The sequence below is a fragment of the Streptomyces sp. NPDC058289 genome (assembly GCF_042880975.1).
Taxonomy (GTDB): Bacteria; Actinomycetota; Actinomycetes; order Streptomycetales; family Streptomycetaceae; genus Streptomyces; species Streptomyces stoeckheimensis.
This window is the reverse complement of the sequence record NZ_JBHVYI010000098.1, coordinates 1-16,980: the sequence shown is the minus strand read 5'-3', so window position 1 is coordinate 16,980 and position 16,980 is coordinate 1. Positions and strand designations below refer to the sequence as shown.

Annotated in this window: 18 protein-coding genes and 3 pseudogenes; 14 read left to right on the top strand and 7 right to left on the bottom strand. The window is 70.2% G+C overall.

Going from position 1 to position 16,980, the window contains the following annotated elements:
* Window positions 1-36: 36 nt before the first annotated feature.
* Window positions 37-738, bottom strand: coding sequence for an EF-hand domain-containing protein (locus ACFVX6_RS34220; RefSeq protein WP_389698161.1), 702 nt, complete (start codon window positions 736-738; stop codon window positions 37-39).
* A gap of 13 nt (window positions 739-751) precedes the next feature.
* Here ACFVX6_RS34220 and ACFVX6_RS34215 point away from each other — a divergent pair, with 13 nt between their 5' ends.
* Window positions 752-910, top strand: a complete 159-nt coding sequence (locus tag ACFVX6_RS34215) for a hypothetical protein (protein WP_389698159.1) — start codon at window positions 752-754, stop codon at window positions 908-910.
* 88 nt (window positions 911-998) lie between these two features.
* Window positions 999-1,541, top strand: coding sequence for an NUDIX hydrolase (locus ACFVX6_RS34210; protein ID WP_389698157.1), 543 nt, complete (start codon window positions 999-1,001; stop codon window positions 1,539-1,541).
* A gap of 123 nt (window positions 1,542-1,664) precedes the next feature.
* Here ACFVX6_RS34210 and ACFVX6_RS34205 read toward each other — a convergent pair whose 3' ends face one another.
* A complete protein-coding gene (locus tag ACFVX6_RS34205; RefSeq protein WP_389698155.1) occupies window positions 1,665-2,135 on the bottom strand; it encodes a GNAT family N-acetyltransferase in 471 nt (156 codons plus the stop codon).
* 4 nt (window positions 2,136-2,139) lie between these two features.
* Between ACFVX6_RS34205 and ACFVX6_RS34200 the strand changes: the two genes are divergently transcribed.
* Entirely contained in the window at window positions 2,140-2,691 is a 552-nt protein-coding gene (locus ACFVX6_RS34200) for a hypothetical protein (RefSeq protein ID WP_389698153.1), read from the top strand.
* A complete protein-coding gene (locus ACFVX6_RS34195) occupies window positions 2,688-3,134 on the top strand; it encodes an SUKH-4 family immunity protein (RefSeq protein ID WP_389698151.1) in 447 nt (148 codons plus the stop codon). The genes ACFVX6_RS34200 and ACFVX6_RS34195 overlap by 4 nt, the downstream gene beginning before the upstream one ends.
* 532 nt (window positions 3,135-3,666) lie before the next feature.
* Here the strand turns inward: ACFVX6_RS34195 and ACFVX6_RS34190 are convergent.
* Window positions 3,667-4,587, bottom strand: a complete 921-nt coding sequence (locus ACFVX6_RS34190) for a hypothetical protein (protein WP_389698149.1) — start codon at window positions 4,585-4,587, stop codon at window positions 3,667-3,669.
* Window positions 4,588-4,714: 127 nt separating this feature from the next.
* Window positions 4,715-5,065 (bottom strand): annotated as a pseudogene (locus ACFVX6_RS34185) (transposase); the annotation flags it as partial.
* Window positions 5,066-5,473: 408 nt separating this feature from the next.
* Between ACFVX6_RS34185 and ACFVX6_RS34180 the strand changes: the two are divergent.
* The 7 genes and pseudogenes from ACFVX6_RS34180 to ACFVX6_RS34150 all read left to right on the top strand — a co-directional run bounded on the left by ACFVX6_RS34180 (window position 5,474) and on the right by ACFVX6_RS34150 (window position 12,329).
* Window positions 5,474-6,232 carry a hypothetical protein gene (locus ACFVX6_RS34180; protein WP_389698147.1) on the top strand — a complete coding sequence of 253 codons (759 nt, stop codon included), beginning with the start codon at window positions 5,474-5,476 and terminating at the stop codon, window positions 6,230-6,232.
* 505 nt (window positions 6,233-6,737) lie between these two features.
* Window positions 6,738-7,727 carry a hypothetical protein gene (locus ACFVX6_RS34175; RefSeq protein ID WP_389698145.1) on the top strand — a complete coding sequence of 330 codons (990 nt, stop codon included), beginning with the start codon at window positions 6,738-6,740 and terminating at the stop codon, window positions 7,725-7,727.
* A gap of 344 nt (window positions 7,728-8,071) precedes the next feature.
* Window positions 8,072-9,215: pseudogene (locus ACFVX6_RS34170) on the top strand (IS110 family transposase); the annotation flags it as partial.
* Window positions 9,207-10,028: pseudogene (locus ACFVX6_RS34165) on the top strand (DNA polymerase III subunit alpha); the annotation flags it as partial. The pseudogenes ACFVX6_RS34170 and ACFVX6_RS34165, both read left to right, overlap by 9 nt.
* Window positions 10,025-11,062 (top strand): hypothetical protein, encoded by a 1,038-nt coding sequence (locus ACFVX6_RS34160; RefSeq protein ID WP_389698143.1) that lies wholly within the window; start codon window positions 10,025-10,027, stop codon window positions 11,060-11,062. The pseudogene ACFVX6_RS34165 and the gene ACFVX6_RS34160, both read left to right, overlap by 4 nt.
* 122 nt (window positions 11,063-11,184) lie before the next feature.
* Complete coding sequence (locus tag ACFVX6_RS34155; protein ID WP_389698141.1) at window positions 11,185-11,337, top strand: helix-turn-helix domain-containing protein; 153 nt, start codon at window positions 11,185-11,187, stop codon at window positions 11,335-11,337.
* A 173-nt stretch (window positions 11,338-11,510) separates the two neighbouring features.
* The gene (locus ACFVX6_RS34150) at window positions 11,511-12,329 is read left to right on the top strand and encodes a DUF2382 domain-containing protein (RefSeq protein WP_389698139.1); all 819 of its coding nucleotides are present in this window, start codon (window positions 11,511-11,513) and stop codon (window positions 12,327-12,329) included.
* 209 nt (window positions 12,330-12,538) lie between these two features.
* Here ACFVX6_RS34150 and ACFVX6_RS34145 read toward each other — a convergent pair whose 3' ends face one another.
* The 3 genes from ACFVX6_RS34145 to ACFVX6_RS34135 form a co-directional block, all read right to left on the bottom strand.
* A complete protein-coding gene (locus tag ACFVX6_RS34145; protein WP_389698137.1) occupies window positions 12,539-12,703 on the bottom strand; it encodes a hypothetical protein in 165 nt (54 codons plus the stop codon).
* A gap of 728 nt (window positions 12,704-13,431) precedes the next feature.
* The gene (locus ACFVX6_RS34140) at window positions 13,432-13,578 is read right to left on the bottom strand and encodes a hypothetical protein (RefSeq protein WP_389698135.1); all 147 of its coding nucleotides are present in this window, start codon (window positions 13,576-13,578) and stop codon (window positions 13,432-13,434) included.
* Window positions 13,579-14,113: 535 nt separating this feature from the next.
* Window positions 14,114-15,025 (bottom strand): UbiA family prenyltransferase, encoded by a 912-nt coding sequence (locus tag ACFVX6_RS34135; RefSeq protein ID WP_389698133.1) that lies wholly within the window; start codon window positions 15,023-15,025, stop codon window positions 14,114-14,116.
* Between the two features lie 79 nt (window positions 15,026-15,104).
* On the opposite strand from ACFVX6_RS34135, the gene ACFVX6_RS34130 reads away from it, so the two are divergent.
* The 3 genes from ACFVX6_RS34130 to ACFVX6_RS34120 all read left to right on the top strand — a co-directional run.
* The gene (locus ACFVX6_RS34130) at window positions 15,105-16,175 is read left to right on the top strand and encodes a type III polyketide synthase (RefSeq protein ID WP_389698131.1); all 1,071 of its coding nucleotides are present in this window, start codon (window positions 15,105-15,107) and stop codon (window positions 16,173-16,175) included.
* A gap of 7 nt (window positions 16,176-16,182) precedes the next feature.
* The gene (locus tag ACFVX6_RS34125; protein WP_389698129.1) at window positions 16,183-16,719 is read left to right on the top strand and encodes an isoprenylcysteine carboxyl methyltransferase family protein; all 537 of its coding nucleotides are present in this window, start codon (window positions 16,183-16,185) and stop codon (window positions 16,717-16,719) included.
* Window positions 16,716-16,980 (top strand): NAD(P)/FAD-dependent oxidoreductase (locus ACFVX6_RS34120; protein WP_389698127.1); only part of this gene is annotated, 265 nt, incomplete at its 3' end. The genes ACFVX6_RS34125 and ACFVX6_RS34120, both read left to right, overlap by 4 nt.

The window sequence follows — 16,980 nt, the reverse complement described above, 5'->3', positions numbered from 1 at the left end:
CGGCGAAGGCTGCGGGGCGCCGGGGGGGGAGGGCGGTCAGGCCGCGATCGGGCCCAGGAGGTAGTTACCGGGGGCGTTGGGGTCGGTGCTGAGGTAGAAGTCGACGATGGCGGTGCGGTACTCGTGGTGACTGATCACACCGTCGCCGTCGAGGTCGAGGCGGCCGAACGCGGGCACGGAGCGCTCCGGGGAGACGCCCAGCACCTCGTACATGGCCACATATTCGTCCTGGCTCAGGACACCATCCGTGTTGGTATCGGCGGCGTTCATCACCGCGTCGGCGATCGCCATGACCGCGCTCTCGAAATGCTCGGGGGCGGTGACGCTGTCCTGCATCGCCGTAACGAACTCGGGCCGCGAGACCTGCCCGTCGCCGTCGGTGTCCGCGTGCTCCAGGAGCAGCTGCCACCACTGCCCGAACGCGGCATGGATCACGGCCACGTTCGTGTGGTCCTCGTCACGGGCGACCTGCGCGAACACCTTCGCCGTCGCCTGCAGGTCACCTTCCGAGAGCTGGCCGTCACGGTCCTGGTCGAACCAGTCGAAGAGAATCAGCTGTTCCGCGGGCTGGCCGCCACCAACGGCGAGCCGATGACCCCGCGAGAGGAACGAGGCTTCGGCCAGGCCAGCCTCTCCACCGTCCGCGGTCCGATCTGGCGGATCACGCCGCTGCCCCTCACCCCGGCCGGACGTCTGCCGATCGCGGTCGCGGGGAAGAAAGAATCCGAGCACCACCACGCCGAGCCTCCTGGTGAAGGAACTCGACCCCTGCCACCTCTCCCCGGTAATGCACGCCACCGGCTGCCAGCTACGGCGCCACGTGCTGACCTTGCCGGACGGCTGGATCGAGCACACCACCATGGCCACCGGCCGCACGGAATTCGCCCTGCCCGGGCTGCGAGCCCGCTGACCAAGCCAGGAGACCGGGGCCCCGGCGGTCGGGTGAACGAGGAGCAAAGCCCGCCCGGCCCCGCGTTCGGGCCGTGATACTGGCCGCCATGACCAGCACTCCCGAGAAGCAGACGGTCCCGTTCTCCCGGATCAAGATCCGGACCGGGGCCGTCATCTTCTGCGGCGACGACGTCGCCCTCATCCGCCGTGACCGCGCCCACTCCACCCACTACACCCCGCCGGGCGGCAACGTCGAGGACGGCGAAGACCTTCGCGAAGCCCTCCGCCGTGAGCTCGCGGAAGAACTCAGCCTGGACATCGACCAGGCCGACGGCGGCGAACTCCTATGGGTCGTCGACCAGCGCGTCACCCGCCCCGGCCCCACCCCGCCACCGCGCAAGCTCCACATGATCTACCGCCTCCACATCACCCCCGAGCTCCGCGACACCCTCGCCGAGCAGGAACTCGACGAACAGCCCGACGGCAGCCACGAAGTCGGGATCATCGAGTGGATCGACTACCGCAAGACCGCCGAGCTGCCGATCTTCCCGCCCATCGGCCCTGCCCTCGCGGCCCTGGCCACACCCCGCGCAGGCGTCATCGACGCCGCGCTCGAGCCGGTCACCGACGAGACGTACACCTGGGTCTGACCGAAGAGCCGGCCGACCTCGATGGACAGCCATACCCGGGCCACTTCGCGAGCTGATGGAACCGGCCGCCCTGGTCGGTAAGCGAGGCAGCCAGGTGAACGTTTCACGCTAGGGGCTCCACGTCTAGGAAGTGAAGTTCTGAGGCTTCCAGTTACGTGCGAGGAGGCCGAAGAGGAACAGGTCGGTCCATTCGCCCCGTTGCCAGAGCGATTCGGCGCTGCGGCCTTCGAAGGCGAAGCCCGCGCGTTCCAGGAGTCGGACGGAGGCGCTGTTGCGGGCGTCGCACGCGGCTCGGACGTGGTGCAGCCCACGGTCGAAGAGGTGGCCGAGAACGCCGTGGACCGCTTCAAGGGCGTAGCCGTTGCTGTGGAGGGCGGGGGCAAGGGTGCCGCCGAGTTCGGCCTGCATCCGGTTCTCGTCGAGGTTGACGCCGAGGTCGCCGGCGAGGCTCCGATCCAAGCCGGCCCCCGGGCGCCACGAGCGGTTCGAGGCCCGCCATGTCCCCGCACGCCTTCCCCACGAATGGACCGCGCTCCTGACCGGGCTCGACGTCGAGCCCACGGCCCTTCGCCGGGACGCGGCCCTCCAGCTCATCCAGATGTCCCTCGGACTCCCGCGCCCCGCCGCGGCCCGCTACCTCGGCCTCAGCCCCGCCCTCCTGCAGCACACCACCAGCGTCATGAACCGCTCGCTGCACCAAGGCCGCAAGAACCATGAATATGGGCAGATACTCCTCCGCTTGGCCGACCTCGTAAGCAGGCTCGATGCCCCCATCGACTACCACCGGCGCCGCCAGGACCCCCGTGCAGCCGGTCTGCCCGCCTCCGACTGGGCAGAACTCGCCGATACCGTCCGTACCCACACTTCCACCCCGTACCACGGGCCCGCGTGGTGGAGCCCGATCCGGCACCTGGCCGCTTCCACGGTCTTGTGGACCCATCTCACCCACGGCGAACTCGAACTGGCGCCGGCCCTGCAGACAAGCGCCGGGCGGGAAGAACCTGAGCGACTCCTCCGTGAGGCCCGCTGGATCCAGGCCCCCGGCCACCAGGACCGTGTACGCCAACACCTGCGCGACCGGCTCCTCGCCTATGCCGCACAACTGGCTCAAGACATTGACAGCCCGCATCGGGAGAGGATGTTCCTGTGAGCTCTTCCCTGCCGTACTTGCCGAAGCCCGAGTTCGTCTTGATCCCCGCCGAGGCCCCACCCGGGGTACCCATCCAGATCGCTATCGATCTGCGGGAGACCGGCATTCCAGGCGGGTTGATCGGATACGAGTACCGGCCGCTGATCGAGCCGGTGGACTTCGGGGGGCTCGGCAAGCGGGGAGTGGTCGCCATCGCGACGAGTGGCTTGTCCGGACACGTAGGCGTCGACGTGGCCAGTGGCCACGTGGTGCAGATTCAGTCCGCGGCGGCCTGGCACGTGAACAGAGACCTCGACTCCTTCAACCGATGCGTCGCGGCCGTGATCGCACGCTTCCCGTTCTATGCGGACGACAACGACGACGTGTGCACGGAGAGGGCGAACGAGCTGCGTGATCTCGTCTCCAGCATCGACGAGACCGCTCTCGTGCGCGACGGGTTCTGAGACACCTCCTGCGACGACGTGGCGATCGGGGACTACGCGGACTGGGATGCCTGACCCCGAAACGACCCGGCAACGCCAAGCGGCAGTAACGGTGCTTGCCGTTTAACCCTCGGTGGCCGACGAAGTTTGTTCATTCTCGGAGACGAGGGTGACCTGGGCTGTCCATGAACAAGGCTCCGTGGGTGGATCCCAGTGAACCTCTACAACGGTGTCGTGGAAGTCGATGGCAAGTCCCGTCACCATGACTGCCGCAGAGGCCCGTGCGTCTTCTGGGTTCGTGTTGATCGGCACGTCCAGGCGCCCGCAGAGCATGCCGCCTTCCATAGTGAGGACGCTGGTGCGCCAGCCATCCGGCGTCGCCAACAGGACTATCCCCCTTCGGAATACCCCAGGCGGGCCCGTTCTTCTTCTCCTTCTTGCGTCTCACCATGCCGCCATCCAACATCGTCGGGTTCGTGGCGATGAGCCGGAGTGGAGAATCGACTGCCGCGGCGCGGTCTGGGGCCTGGGGCGGGTGGAGCGGTGACGACTATCAGGAAGCGTTGTCGGCGAGGATCGCACGACGGGCGTCGATCGCGGCAGCAAGCAGGCGTTCGTCCAGCATCGTCTCGCCGTCCCTTGTGGAGTCGTTGACCGGTATGCGGGTACGCCGGTCGATCAGCGCCGTCAGTGACGGCAGTGCGGGCATCGCTCGCCGGCCCATTCGTGCGAGGCCTTCCGAGTAGTACTCGCCAATCCCGTAATCACCTAGGTGCGGTGTCATGAGAGCGAGAAGGCGGGGAAGAGCCGTGGGACCGGCGTGCCGGAGCCATAGCGAAGCGCATGCCGCCTGAATGCGGCCAGGCCGTTTGAAGGTGAGGTTGTACAGCTGGGCGGCCTGCCGGAACGTCAGTGGGCCCGCGTCCAGCAGGGCCGAGAAGATCTCGGGGGCACGTTGAAGTCGCCCGGTGTCCACGGGTTTGGCTTCAAGGACCGCTGCCGCCGCGGCGCTGTCGTACGACGGCGGCGGGCTGCCGGAAGGTCGATGGGCCTTGGGATACGGAGTGAAGGGGACCGCGGCGATCAGTGCGCGGTGTGTCCGCAGGGCAGCCTCTGAGATGGAGGCGGTGGTAAGGGCTTTGGCCATGGCCGGGCTGATCCCCTCTCCGCAATGGCGGACCAGCAGGGGCAGGACTTCGACCGGGGCCGCCCGCCAGTCATGACACGCCTCCCGGGCCAGGCCGGCGCCGATGTCCCGGGTGGCGGGATCACCGACGAGTCGCGCCACCAGGGCGTAGACGTGACGCTCGCGTCCCAGCCTGTACAGGACCCAACCCCAGCGCGACCCGACTCCGTCCAGGTGGCGCGCCGCCTCCCGGGCATCGGCGAGCAGTGCCCTGTCGAGCAGCGGCCACTGCCGCGGAGGGGCGCAGCTCAAGATCTGCAGTCGGGCAAGGAAGCGGACGGAGGCCAAGGGGTCGTCCTGTAGGTGCGCGACAGAGCCTCGAAACGGTAGGCGGCGGAACCAGTGCAGGTGGGCGAAGGTGCGCTCGACAACCCAGCGTTGAGTGCCGAGTCCGGAGCCGTGTTCAGTCTTGGGCCCCTTTTAACGCCCGGATGTGGGAGCCGTCGACCGCCGCCCGGGAGAGGTCCAGGACGTCCGCGCTGCGGAGCTTGGCCAAGAGCGCTTCATGGAGCCGGCGCCACACGTCGGCCTCGGTCCACTCGGCCAGGCGTCGCCAGCACGTCATGCCTGACCCGAAGCCGAGCTCCTGCGGGAGGTGTTCCCAGGCGATCCCGATATGCAGCACGAACAAGATGCCCTGGAACACCAGCCGGTCCGGATGACGCTTCCGCCCGAGATGACGAGTGCGACGTTCGACCTTCGGCAGTAGCGGCTCGATCACCGCCCACAGCTCGTCATCGACATCCCACGGCTTCCGCCGAGCCACCCCGCACCCCCAGATCAACGGCCCCGGAGTGATCCAACCACCTCGAAGATCATTTTGTTAGAGGTTCTAAGAGCTCGTCCCATCACTGGACTGCGTCCCCTTGCCGGCCCGGATCGGATCGTGCCAGTGGTCGGTGACAGGATCGTGAGGTGCTGATCAAGGAATACGGCGTCGGCCCATTGGTGCCGGACGAGTCACTGCTGCTACACCCAGGCTTCTGGTCGAACTACCTTCTGGTGATGTGCAGCGGCGGGGGGCAGAGCGCCCGGTCCCGGAGTCGCTCGGTGAGGACGGCGCCGTTGCTGAGGCCCTTTCCGAGGTCCCCTTCGATCTGAGCACTTGCCCGTGTAGCGGTCGCGCGGAGAAGCCGGCCCTGGACCATACCGATAACAGGGAGTGTCCTTTCATATGCCCGAACAGCCCATACGTCCCCGGCGCATCGGTTTCGCGTCCGCCGCGGGCGTGGACGTTGCGTCATTCAAGCCTTCCCTCGTCAAGGCGGTGTTCAGGGACGTCACCCGGCTGCACGTCTCGCGGTCGGCCGCGCGGGCCGCCGCGTCGGTGACGCGGACGGTCCTGACGGACATCATCGACGGTGCACGGCGAGCAGCGGCAGAAGAGGCCCGAAAGAAGCTGCTTCCCAGGGACCTTGTGGCAGCCCTCAGCTGGGACGTCGAGTTGGAGGTGGGTAACAGCTGGTACCACCACAGCCCTACGTTCAAGGGTCTGACCGGCGGCGGCGTCCAGGCTCCCAGGGGCAGCAGGTCGCGCAGGTCGGGTGGTGTGGTGGGCGCCCACAGGTTCGAGCCCGGGATCAGGAAGCTGTTGCGCAGCCGGGGTACCGCAGCTGTCCCAGCGATGGTCCGCGATTTGGACGGGCTAGCGAGCGTGTTCCTGACGGACCTCGCCCGAGACGCAGCCATGGTCGTCCGGGAGGGCGGGATCAAGCGGTTCGGCACGGTCACCCTAATGACGCCGGGCGATCTGGCTGACCAGTGCCCACCTATACCGGAGTCCCTCCTGGCATTTTCGATCCGCACGGGAGACGGGCGAACCATCGGCAGGGATGACGTCCTGGCCGCCACCACGATCCAGTTGTTCGGCGATGTCAGGCAACGAGCGCTCCTCGCCGCACGTCAAGCGACAGAGACCCGTTCGGACGGCTGATCAGGGCAACTGGCCCCACCCGAGCACTGCGGCCACGCACCTCACCACGGCGGTCCTGCCGATCTCCGCGAGCCGCACCGTGTGCCGGGGTGACGACCGTCGCGGGCATGGTGGTCGGGGCCGCACCCTGGGCGGCCGCACGCACCGGAACCCGCCGCGTGGCGTTCTCTGAACTTCCCGACATCGCTTGCGTGGAGAGAGAGCCGTTCCTGCCGCTGACCAACAGACGTTCTTGCAACCCACCGATGGAGCCAACTGGGCCACGACTTTGTCCTCTGCAGGCAGGGGAACTCGCTTGCTGCGCGTGGCTGAGCCTCCACCAGCAGCTTCTGGATCTTAGTGCTGTTAGTTGGCCAGCTTGGCCAACTAACAGCACTAAGTCACACCGGCTGAGACTTGGCGCTCTACCTGGCCCTTTAGCGTTGTAGCTGGCCCGTGCCTACCCTGCTCGGGCGCATACCGCCCCGGATCTTGAGGAGCCTGACCTGGGCGTTAGCCTCAGCGGATGATTCCTGAGCCACCCCCGAAGGTCATCACGCGTCTCCGCGACGGGCGGATCCACGCCTACGTCGTGGGCGCCGGCGTCGGCGTCGGCGTCGGCGTCGGCGTCGGCGTCGGCGTCGGCGTCTACGGGACGCTGGAGCCCGCAGCGAGGTTCCAGCCGCGGGATGGCGACGAGGTCGTAGCGTCGGTGGTCCGGCAGGATCTGGGGCGGGTCGTGTACACGACGCTGAACGGAGTCGTCTGCCTCACGGGTGCCGGCGACCTTGTGTGGTCCTCGGACTTCGAGCCGCACTCTGACGTACGCCATGGTCACCGGCCTGGCTGTGCGCTGTCTCTGGACGGGCGGACGGTGTGGGTTTACCGGCCGGACGCGATGGCGGGACGCGGGGGCGGCGACCAGTGGGTCGTGCACGACGCCGAGAGCGGTGTGGTTCTCGCCCGCTGGGAGCTGGAGACGGTCGGGCATGGCGCCTTCCACCACGTGCATCCCGTGGATGGCAGCATCTACCTCGACGTCGGTGAGGGCCAGGACGGCTCCGTCATTCTTCGGGGTACGGGCGGGGCGGACAGCGAGCCGGAGTTCGTGACGTACCCGTGGTCGGACCGCTGCCTGATCGACCTGGCACCGTCCGGGCAGCAGTTCATGACCGTGGACCACGGGCAGGCGGACGTTGCCTTCCACGGCCACCCCAACGGGGACGTGCTCTTCACCCTCCCCGTCGAAGCCTTCGGGTACGGCCCGGAGGAAGTCTTCGTGGAATGGGGCGGCGGCTACCTGACCGAGCACACGGCCATCGTCACCCTGGGCGGTGAGAGTCAGGACGAGGAAGAGTGGTTCCGTTACCACGTGGTCGACGTACGCACGGGCACGCTCAGCGGCGAATTCACCGTCGAGGCGAGCAACCCCTACGAGCTGGTGCCCCTGGGCGACGGTTCCTGGCTCACCGGCGGCCCCGGCGGCGACCCCATCCGTTGGTCCCGTACTCCGTAGTCATCCGCACCGTCGCGCCCGGCCGTACCACGGTTCCGCCGCTGAGCGTTCGGGTTGGCCGTAGAGGCCAAGTAGAGCGCTAAGTCACAGCAGTTGAGACTTAGCGTTCTACTTGGCCTTACGTTCCTGGGACGGGATGGCCGAGCCCTTCGTATGGTTGGGCCGCCCGGGGGTGCCGGGTGTGGCTTCTAGTTGGCTGCCATCCGTGGCTGCAGTGGCTTGGCCGCCCGGCGCCCCACGACGACCCGGCCGCCCAATTGGGAAGTGCGACAAAGATCGCTGCGTAAGGCCATGCCGGCGAGGTCGTCTGCGGCAGACCTGCACGCACGATCGTCTGGAGCACGATGAACCGGATCTGGGCCGGAATCGACAGCGGCAAGACCCACCACCACTGCGTCGCCATCGACCAAGACGGCACGAAACTGCTGTCCCGGCGGGTGCCGAACGGAGAGCCGGAGTTACTCCAGCTCCTCCAAGACGTCCTTGCCCTGGGAGACCACGTCACCTGGGCCGTCGACATGGCCGGCGGCGAGCCCGCACTCCTCCTGGCCCTACTCACTGGCCACGGCCAGGACCTCCTCTACATCCCCGGCCGGGTCGTCAATCGGGCCAGCGACGGATACCGCGGCGAGGGAAAGACCGACGCCCGCGACGCCTTGGTCATCGCAGACCAGGCCCGCATCTGCCGGGATCTCAAGCCGACGCGGCCCAACGACGAGGCCACCATCGAGCTGAAGGCCTCACCAGCCGTCGCACGGACCTCGTCCGTGACCGTACTCGGGCGATCAACCGCCTGCGCTCCACGCTGACCGGCATGTTCCCCGCCCTGGAACGCGCTCTTGTCCTTACCAGCGTCGGCCCGCTGGTCCTCCTCGACGGTTACCAGACGCCTGCCGCGATACGCCGCATGGGCATCGCCCGGCTGACCCGCTGGCTCCGCGCTCGGGGTGTCCGCATCCGGAGGAGCTCGCGGCGACGGCGGTCGGCGCCGCCGAACAGCAGCTCACCTCAGTACCCGGCGAAGCGGTCGTCGCCCAGTTGGCGCGGACCCTTGCCGCGGACGTGCGGGTGTTGAACGACAAGGTCGCGGAGATCGACCGGCTCATCGAGGGCCGCTTTCGCGCCCACGACCTCGCGGAGATCATCACGAGCATGCCCGGCATCGGACCTCTCCTCGGAGTCGAGTTCCTCGCCGGAGTCGGCAGTGACCTCGCCTTCTTCGCGACCCCGGACCGGCTGGCTGCCTTCGCCGGCCTTCCGCCGGCACCGCACGACTCAGGGAAGAAGAGCGGCAACCTCCACCGACCCCGGCACTACCACCGCGGCCTCCAGCGGGTCTTCTACATGTCCGCGCTGACCAGCGTCCGCTACGACCCGAACTCCCGGGCCTTCTACGACCGCAAACGATCCGAGGGGAAACGCCATACCCAGGCCGTGATCGCCCTCGCACGCCGTCGCGTCAACGTCTTGCGGGCTCACATCCAGGACGTCTGGATGCGCGGGCGCCCCGCGTTTCCGGTCGCCGAGCGCCCCATCCAGATCGGCGCCCTCGACGCTCTCCGCGGCCCGCTCACCCGCCGCGACCTCCTCCTCCAGACCGCCGAGCTCCACCGGCACACCGCCGCCCGCCCCGCCGACGGCCAGCTCCCTCTCGATGGCGAGCTCGTCACCGCCGAGCCCTCCGGGCTGCCCGAGATGACCAGCCGCGAGACTCTGGACGCCGAGCTCAGCGTGCTGAAGATCGACGTGTCCCAGCACCTGATGACCCACCACCACCGGCTGCTCCGCGAGATCGGCGCCACCGACTCCGCCCACCTCAAAGCGATGCACCCCGGGCAGCAGGTCCTCGTCGCCGGAGTCCGCGCCTCCACCCAGACCCCGCCGATCCCCTCGGGCAAGAGGGTCATCTTCGTGACCCTCGAGGACGGCTTCGGGCTCGTCGACATCGCCTTCTTCGACGACAGCCACGACGCCGTCGCCCACACCGTCTTCCACTGCGGACTCCTCCTCGTCCGCGGCACCGTCGAAGCCCGCGGCCCACGCCGCACCGTCGTCGGCCAGATGGTCTGGAACCTCGACGAGCTCGCCGCCGCCCGCCGCGACGGCGGACCCGACGCCGTCCTCACCCTCCTTGGCAAGGACCGCCCGGCCCCCACCCCCGCGCAGGCTCCGACGTCGCGGACGCTCGCCAACGGGACCAGCGGAGCGCGCCTGCACCCGTACGCGGACCTCCAGCCCGCCGGCACCCGGGCCGCCGACCTCAAAGCCCTCGGCTACACCAGCCCCAGATCAGCGGGGTGACCGACGTGACCGAACGCCGCATCCTCCACGCCTTTTTCCACCTGCCCCAGGGCACGCGGCCAGATCTGTACGAGCAACTCCTGGCGCTCACCGAGAACCTGACCCCGCGGGTCCAGGCGATCCCGCCGGACACCGCGCACCTCGATATCACCGGCTCGCTGCGCTACTGGAACCGCGACCCCGAGGGCATCGCCGCGCTCCTGCGGATGCGGACCATGGCCTTGTACGGCGTGCAGACCACGTGCACGATCGCCCCCACCCGCATGCTGGCCACGATGGCCGCTGCGGTTACTCCGCCCGGCGCCACCACCGTGCTCGAAGCCCACGCCGTGCAGGCGTGGCTGCGGCCGCGGCCCGTCGCCGCCCTCCACGGCGTCGGCCCCGCCACCGCCACCAAACGCCGCTCGTACGGGCTGCACACCATCGGCGATCTCGCCGACGCACCCCTGCCCGCCCTCACCAGGATCTTTGGCGCCGCGACCGGCCGGTCGCTCCATGCCCACGCACACGGCCACGACCTGCGCACCGTCCAGCCCCAGCCGATCGCCAAGTCGGCGGGCGCGGAGCGGAGCTACGACCAGGACGTCCTCGACCCGGTGGAGCACCGGCGGAGTCTGCTGGAGCTCGCCGAGGAACTCGGCGCCCGGCTCCGCGACGAGCACCAGGCAGCCGGGAACCTCGCCCTGTCCGTCCGGTACGCCGACCGATCCACGAGCTCGCGCAGCCGTACGCTGCCCGAACCCACAGCCCACACCCGCCCGCTCGCCGCCACCGCCTACGAGCTGTACGACAGCCTTGGCCTCCAGCGCGCCCGCGTCCGCTCCATCAGCCTGCGCGCACAAGACCTCCGGCCCGCGACAGAGGCCACCGAGCAGCTCACCCTGGACCCCACCGACGACCGAGCCCGCGCGATCGAGACCGTCACCGACCGCGCCCGCGCCCGCTACGGGCACGGAACCATCCGACCCGCCGCCCTCGCCGCCACGGGCGGCCGGCGGCCGGGGACACCACCCACGAGAGGACCCCGCTCATGAGGCGGGGTCGGGCAGCAGCGGTTCGAGCAGGGCCCATTCCGCGACGGTGGTGTCGTAGGGGTAGCGGCGCCGGCGGCAGATCACGGGCATCGGGCGGCCTCCGGGGCGGTTCGGGCGGGGCCGTGCGCTTCGCGACGCTCGCCGCGCTCTGCGACGTACTCGACTGCCAGCCCGGAGACCTGCTGCGTTGGGAGTCCGGTGACGGGGTGCGGGACGCCGCCGCCCGGGACGGCTGCGGGGTGGTCCGTTCGGAGCAGGGCGGACGCGGTGCATGAGGGAGCGCTGCGCGGTGGTGTCACTGGGCCCCGGGGCGGCCGGTGTCCTCCGTGCGCGCCGTACCGGTTGCGGGGAAACGCCTGATGGGGCGGTGTGGGGAGGGGCACGGGGTGAGCGCGGGACACCGAGGTCGCCGCGCGTCACGTGCCGTACCGCACTGGAGGATGTACCGATGAGCGCTGGAAACGGGTTCCTGAGCACCGAGCAGCTGGTCAGCCTGACGGCCTACGACGCCGACGGGGAGAAGATCGGCAGCATCGGCCAGGTGTACCGCGACGACGCGACGGGCCAGCCCGAGTGGGTCACCGTCAAGACGGGCCTGTTCGGCATGAAGGAGTCGTTCGTCCCCCTGGCGGGTGCGCGCAGCGACGGTGAGGCCCTGCACGTCCCGCACGCCAAGGATGTCGTGAAGGACGCCCCGCGCGTCGACGCCGACCAGCACCTGGACGCCGACGAGGAGCGCAGGCTCTACCAGCACTACGGCCTGTCCGGCTCGAACGGAAACGGCAACGGCAAGGCCAAGCGGACTGCCGTGGACGCGCCCGGAATCGCCACCGGCACGTACGTCGACGACCGGGGCGAGGGCCGCGGCACGGAGGAGATGATCCGCTCCGAGGAGCGGCTGCGCGTGGGCACCGCCAATGAGGAAGTCGGCCGCGCCCGCCTGAAGAAGGTCGTCGTCACCGAGAACGTCACCACTACTGTCCCGGTCACCCACGAGGAGGTCCGGGTCGTGCGCGAGCCGATCCGCGAGGGCGACCGCGTCCGGGGCGACATCGGCGAGGCGGAGACCGAGGTGACCCTGCACGCGGAGCGCGCGGTGACCCGCAAGGAGACCGTGCCCGTCGAGCGCGTGCGCCTGGAGACCGAGAAGGTCACCGAACAGCAGGAGGTCTCCGACGCCGTCCGCAAGGAGCAGGTCCGCTTCGAGGACGGCAAGGAAGGCCGGGACACCCGTCGCGGCGACGGCCGGGGCGGCCCCCGCCGCTGACGCGCCCCCGCAGCACGGCACGACGAGCGCCGGCCCCGCACTCTTGCGGGGCCGGCGCCCTCGTGCGCCCGTCGCGGTTCAGTCGGGGTCCGTCGGCTCCTGGGCCAGGCGCAGGGCCAGGGCCTGGATAATCTCCCCGGTTGGCATCTCCGGATCCGTCTCGTCGTAGACGGCGGCCACGACTTCGAAGGCCAGGATGAAACCGTTGATCAGGGAGTTGACCGGTCCGACAGCTGTTGCAGCACGGACTGGCCGACCTCCGCGGGGTCCGCGTCCACCGGCACCAGGAACCGGTCGGGGGTCACGTCGCCGAGCAGGCGCAGATGTACTCGCGGGTGCCCGGCCGCCCTCACCATCGGCGCCGCGGCAGCCACCGGCGGCTGATCGAGCCGACGGCTCCTCGAAGCGGTGGGGCCGCGACCGGGACGGGGGGCCTGTCGCGGCCCCACGGCGCCCGTGCCCGCCCCGCACCCCACCGTTCTTCGAGTCATTCGAACCGGCTGGCACCACACCTGTTGCAGCGACTAGCGTTGGCGGTCCGCGCGCTGAGCTGCACAAGCCAACCTTCGTCTGCCTCGCGCCACACCGTCTCCCCTGCAGAGTCCTGGTGGTCGGGGCCCAGCAGAAGCCCGTGCGCCCGGGAGCCTGACGCAGCAGGGCCTTGTGGCCCTGCTGCCGAGCCCTCGCGGGACGGACCGGGGAGGCTCGTAGTGCCCAGTTCGAAGCGGCGGTGAAGGAGGCCATCCCGAGTGGTCCTGACCCCGCCCTTCGAGCCGATGCTCGCCCAGGCCGCCAACTATGTCCCCGGCTCCGGCGTCCTGGCGAGCGGCTTTGCGGCGGAGCAGAAGTTATGGACAGGGTGAACAGCTGTCCGTTGTCCGGCATACCCCTTGGGGGACTTTCTTCATGTAGTAGCCGAGAGGCGAAGCTCTATGCCGCGGGTATCGGGCGCGTGGTCCGCCCCGGCGATCCGGCCGACCTCCGCCAGGAGCACCGTGTCCTCGCCTTCGCCGACCCGAAGCCAGGGCCGCGAGCAGTGAGTGCCGCCCCGGATCGTTCCGAGGGCCGCGCGCCCTTCCACGTCCGGCCGCAAGCAGTCCGGTCAGCGGCGCCCGCGCAGGCGGTTCAGCAGTCGTCCGGCCTGTGCGCGCTTGCGGGGGTAGGCGGCGGCTCGCCGGACCGAGGCGGTCACCCGCTGCCCTTGCGGGCTGCGCGCGAACTGCTTGATGCGGGTCAACAACGCGGACATGTGTCCTCCTTGGGGTTGTCAACCTCGAGCATGGCTTGCGGCGCGGGTGACTTCCTGTCAGCGTTTAAGCACGGTCGGCGGTGCGGAGTGAGCGCCGGGCCGGCGCCCGTCTGCGGCTCGGATCCAGTTCCTCAGCGGGTCCGGGGAGCCGAGCTCGCGGAGGAAGGAAGGAAGGAAGGAAGGCGAGCAAGGGGCGGTCGCTGACCCGGTGCAGGGCGTAGAGCCCCCACACGAGTTCCTGTCCGAAGGTGTTCGTTCCCTTCCCGGTCCGCCATGAGCCGTCTCCCGCCGCTGTGGCCAGCCGTGACACTCGTAGGCCCTGGCATGTCGTTCGGGGTGGATGCGCGCGAGGCCCTGAGACAGTACGAGGGGGTGGAGCCGCACGAGAAGATCGTCGTCCCGTGGCTAGATCGGGCCCAGGGCGGCTACCGAGCCCTGGCGCCTGTCCGGGCACGCCCTGACCTGCACGATCCGGTGGGCGATGGCCCCGCCGCCCCGATCGACCGGGGCCCGGACGTCCGCCCGGAGATCGGACTCAGCCGACGGGCAGGGCGTGTCCGGCGAGGAGCAGGAGTGCGGCGTCGGCTGCGGCCAGGGCCAGGATGATCAGGAAGGGCGCCCGGCCGCGGGCGAGGGCGGGCGGTGCGGCCAGTGCCGCCAGGCAGAGGGCCAGCGTCACGCCCAGCAGCAGCCGTCCGGCGAGGGGCGCCGGGCCCGGCGGAGCGAGGGTCATCACCGTGCAGGAGGCGAAGGCGAGGCCGGCGGCCAGTGCGATGGCCGCGCGTCGCCCCACGCGCTGCGGGAGTCCCAGCACACCGCCCGCGATGTCCTCGTCGATGTCGGGCAGAGCATTGGCGAAGTGGGCGCTGGTCCCCAGCAGAGCCGCTGCCGCGGTGAGCCACACCGGGGGCCAGCCGGCCGACGGCGAGGTCAAGGTCAGCGTCAGGAAGGCGGGAAGCAGTCCGAAGGCGACGGCGTACGGCAGCCAGGAGGCTGGGGTGTGCTTCAGCCACAGGTTGTACGACCAGGCTGCGACGACGCAGCCGATGTGGACCCAGCCGGCCCGGGCGCCGCAGGCCAACGACAGCGGGACGCAGGCGAGCAGGGCCGCACAGGCGGCCGCGGTCACCACTCCCGGCCCTACTTCCCCGGTGGCGAGCGGCTTGTCGAGGCGGCCGGCCGCCACGTCGCGCCGCATGTCCAGCCGGTCGTTGCACCAGCCGATCGACAACTGGCCCGCGGCGACCGCGGCCACCGCCGTGGTTCCGGCGACGGGTCCGAGCCCGACGGCGGCGGCCAGCAGCGCCGTGAGGAGGGTGACGGCGGCGGCAGGCACGGGGTGACTGGCCTTCAGGACCCTTAGTAAGCCCACGCGGGCGAGGCGCCGGACCGTCGCCGACCCCGCGGGCGTGGTGGCTCCTTCGTCGGTGGTGGTGATGATGGGCACCGCACCACGCTATGGGTCCGGCGCGCCCGTGGCGGCTGTGTTCAGCGTGCCTGCGCCCCGCTGTCCCTATGTTGGACCAATGACACGGGTCCTCGCGGTGAGCACGGCGTTCCCCCCACATCGCTACACGCAGCAGGAGATCACCGACATCCTCGCTTCCTGTCTGCCGCCCGGGGCCGACAGCGCGCTCCTGCGTCGGCTGCACGGGTCGGCCCAGGTGGAGACGCGTCACCTCGCCCTCCCCCTGGACTTGTACCGAAGGCTCGGGGGCTTCGGCCAGACCAACCGCCTCTTCGTCGAACTCGCCGTCGCCCTGGGCGCCGAAGCGGTCGAGCAGGCACTCGACGAGGCGGGTGTGCACGCCGAGGAGATCGACCTGGTCGTCTCGACGACCGTGACCGGCATTGCGGCGCCCTCCGTGGAGGCCCGGCTGGCCGCTCGGGTCGGCCTGCGGCCCGACGTCAAGCGGGTCCCGATGTTCGGACTCGGCTGCTCCGCCGGTGCGGCGGGGCTGGCCCGCGTCCACGACTTCCTCACCGGCCGTCCCGACGGCACGGCGCTCTTGCTGTCCACCGAACTGTGCTCGCTGACCTTGCAGCCCACGGACACCTCGATGGCGAACCTCGTGGCGGGAAGCCTGTTCGGAGACGGCGCCGCCGCGCTGGTGGCGGTCGGTGACGACCACGCTTCCGGGACAGCGCGCACGGCCGGCTCGTCCGGGCCGGTGGTCGCGGCCACGCGCAGCCGCCTGTACCCGGGGACCGAGCACCTCCTGGGCTGGGACGTCGGCGACTGGGGCTTCCGCATGGTTCTCGGCCGGGAGGTCCCCGAGCTCGTCCGGCTGCACGTGGCGGAGGAGATCGAGTCCTTCCTCGCCGCTCACGACCTCAAGCCCCGGGACGTCACGGCCTGGATCTGCCATCCCGGCGGCCCGAAGATCCTCGACGCGCTCGCCGACGAGCTGGGCCTGCCGGACTCCGCCCTGGCACCCTCCCGCCGCGCGCTGGCCGCCACGGGAAACCTGTCCTCCGCCTCGGTGCTGCAGATCCTGCGCGACACCCGAGCCGCAGCGCCGCCGCCGGGATCGGCAGGCCTGATGATCGCCTTCGGGCCGGGCTTCTCCTCCGAACTCGTCCTGCTGGCCTGGTGATCGCGCCATGACGCCGTACGCCATGCTGATCCTGCTGGTCATCGCCGAACGGTTCGCGGAACTCTCCGTGGCGCGCCGCAACGCTGCCTGGAGCCGGTCCAAGGGCGGGCTCGAGTACGGGGCCGGGCACTACCCGGCGATGGTCGCCCTGCACACGGCCCTGCTGCTCGGCTGCCTCGTGGAGCCGTGGGCGGCCGACCGGCCCTTCCTGCCCCTGCTCGGCTGGCCCGCCCTCGTCCTCGTGCTGGCCGCCCAGGGGCTGCGGTGGTGGTGCATCAGCGCCCTGGGCCCCCGCTGGAACACCCGCGTACTGATCGTCCCCGGCCTTCCGCTGATCACCCGCGGCCCCTACCGGCACCTGCGTCACCCCAACTACCTGGCGGTCGCGGTCGAGGGCGCGGCCCTTCCCCTGGTGCACACCGCCTGGGTGACCGCCCTTGGCTTCACGCTGCTGAACGCCGTCCTACTGGCCGTACGCATCCGCTGCGAGGACGACGCACTGGCGCCTGCACGCCCGCTACCCGCCCTGGGCGCGACTCCGTGATCGACCTCCTCGTGGTGGGCGGCGGCCCCGCGGGCCTGGCCACCGCGATCCACGCAGCGCTCGCCGGGTTCGACGTCGTGGTCGCAGAACCGCGTCCCGCGCCCGTCGACAAAGCCTGCGGAGAGGGCCTGATGCCGGGCGCGGTCCGCGCCCTGGACGCACTCGGCGTCAAGGTGCCGGGCCATCCCCTGCTCGGCATCCGCTACGTGGACGCCGTAGGCGAACGGCGCGCCGAGGCCGTGTTCCGGACGGGTCACGGCC

Coding starts and splice junctions, on each gene's coding strand:
- ACFVX6_RS34200 (WP_389698153.1), top strand. CDS start 2,140: ATGTCCCTCGGACTCCCGCGCCCCGCCGCGGCCCGCTACCTCGGCCTC.
- ACFVX6_RS34175 (WP_389698145.1), top strand. CDS start 6,738: ATGATTCCTGAGCCACCCCCGAAGGTCATCACGCGTCTCCGCGACGGG.
- ACFVX6_RS34150 (WP_389698139.1), top strand. CDS start 11,511: ATGAGCGCTGGAAACGGGTTCCTGAGCACCGAGCAGCTGGTCAGCCTG.
- ACFVX6_RS34210 (WP_389698157.1), top strand. CDS start 999: ATGACCAGCACTCCCGAGAAGCAGACGGTCCCGTTCTCCCGGATCAAG.
- ACFVX6_RS34180 (WP_389698147.1), top strand. CDS start 5,474: ATGCCCGAACAGCCCATACGTCCCCGGCGCATCGGTTTCGCGTCCGCC.
- ACFVX6_RS34140 (WP_389698135.1), bottom strand. CDS start 13,578: ATGTCCGCGTTGTTGACCCGCATCAAGCAGTTCGCGCGCAGCCCGCAA.
- ACFVX6_RS34205 (WP_389698155.1), bottom strand. CDS start 2,135: ATGAGCTGGAGGGCCGCGTCCCGGCGAAGGGCCGTGGGCTCGACGTCG.
- ACFVX6_RS34125 (WP_389698129.1), top strand. CDS start 16,183: ATGACGCCGTACGCCATGCTGATCCTGCTGGTCATCGCCGAACGGTTC.
- ACFVX6_RS34130 (WP_389698131.1), top strand. CDS start 15,105: ATGACACGGGTCCTCGCGGTGAGCACGGCGTTCCCCCCACATCGCTAC.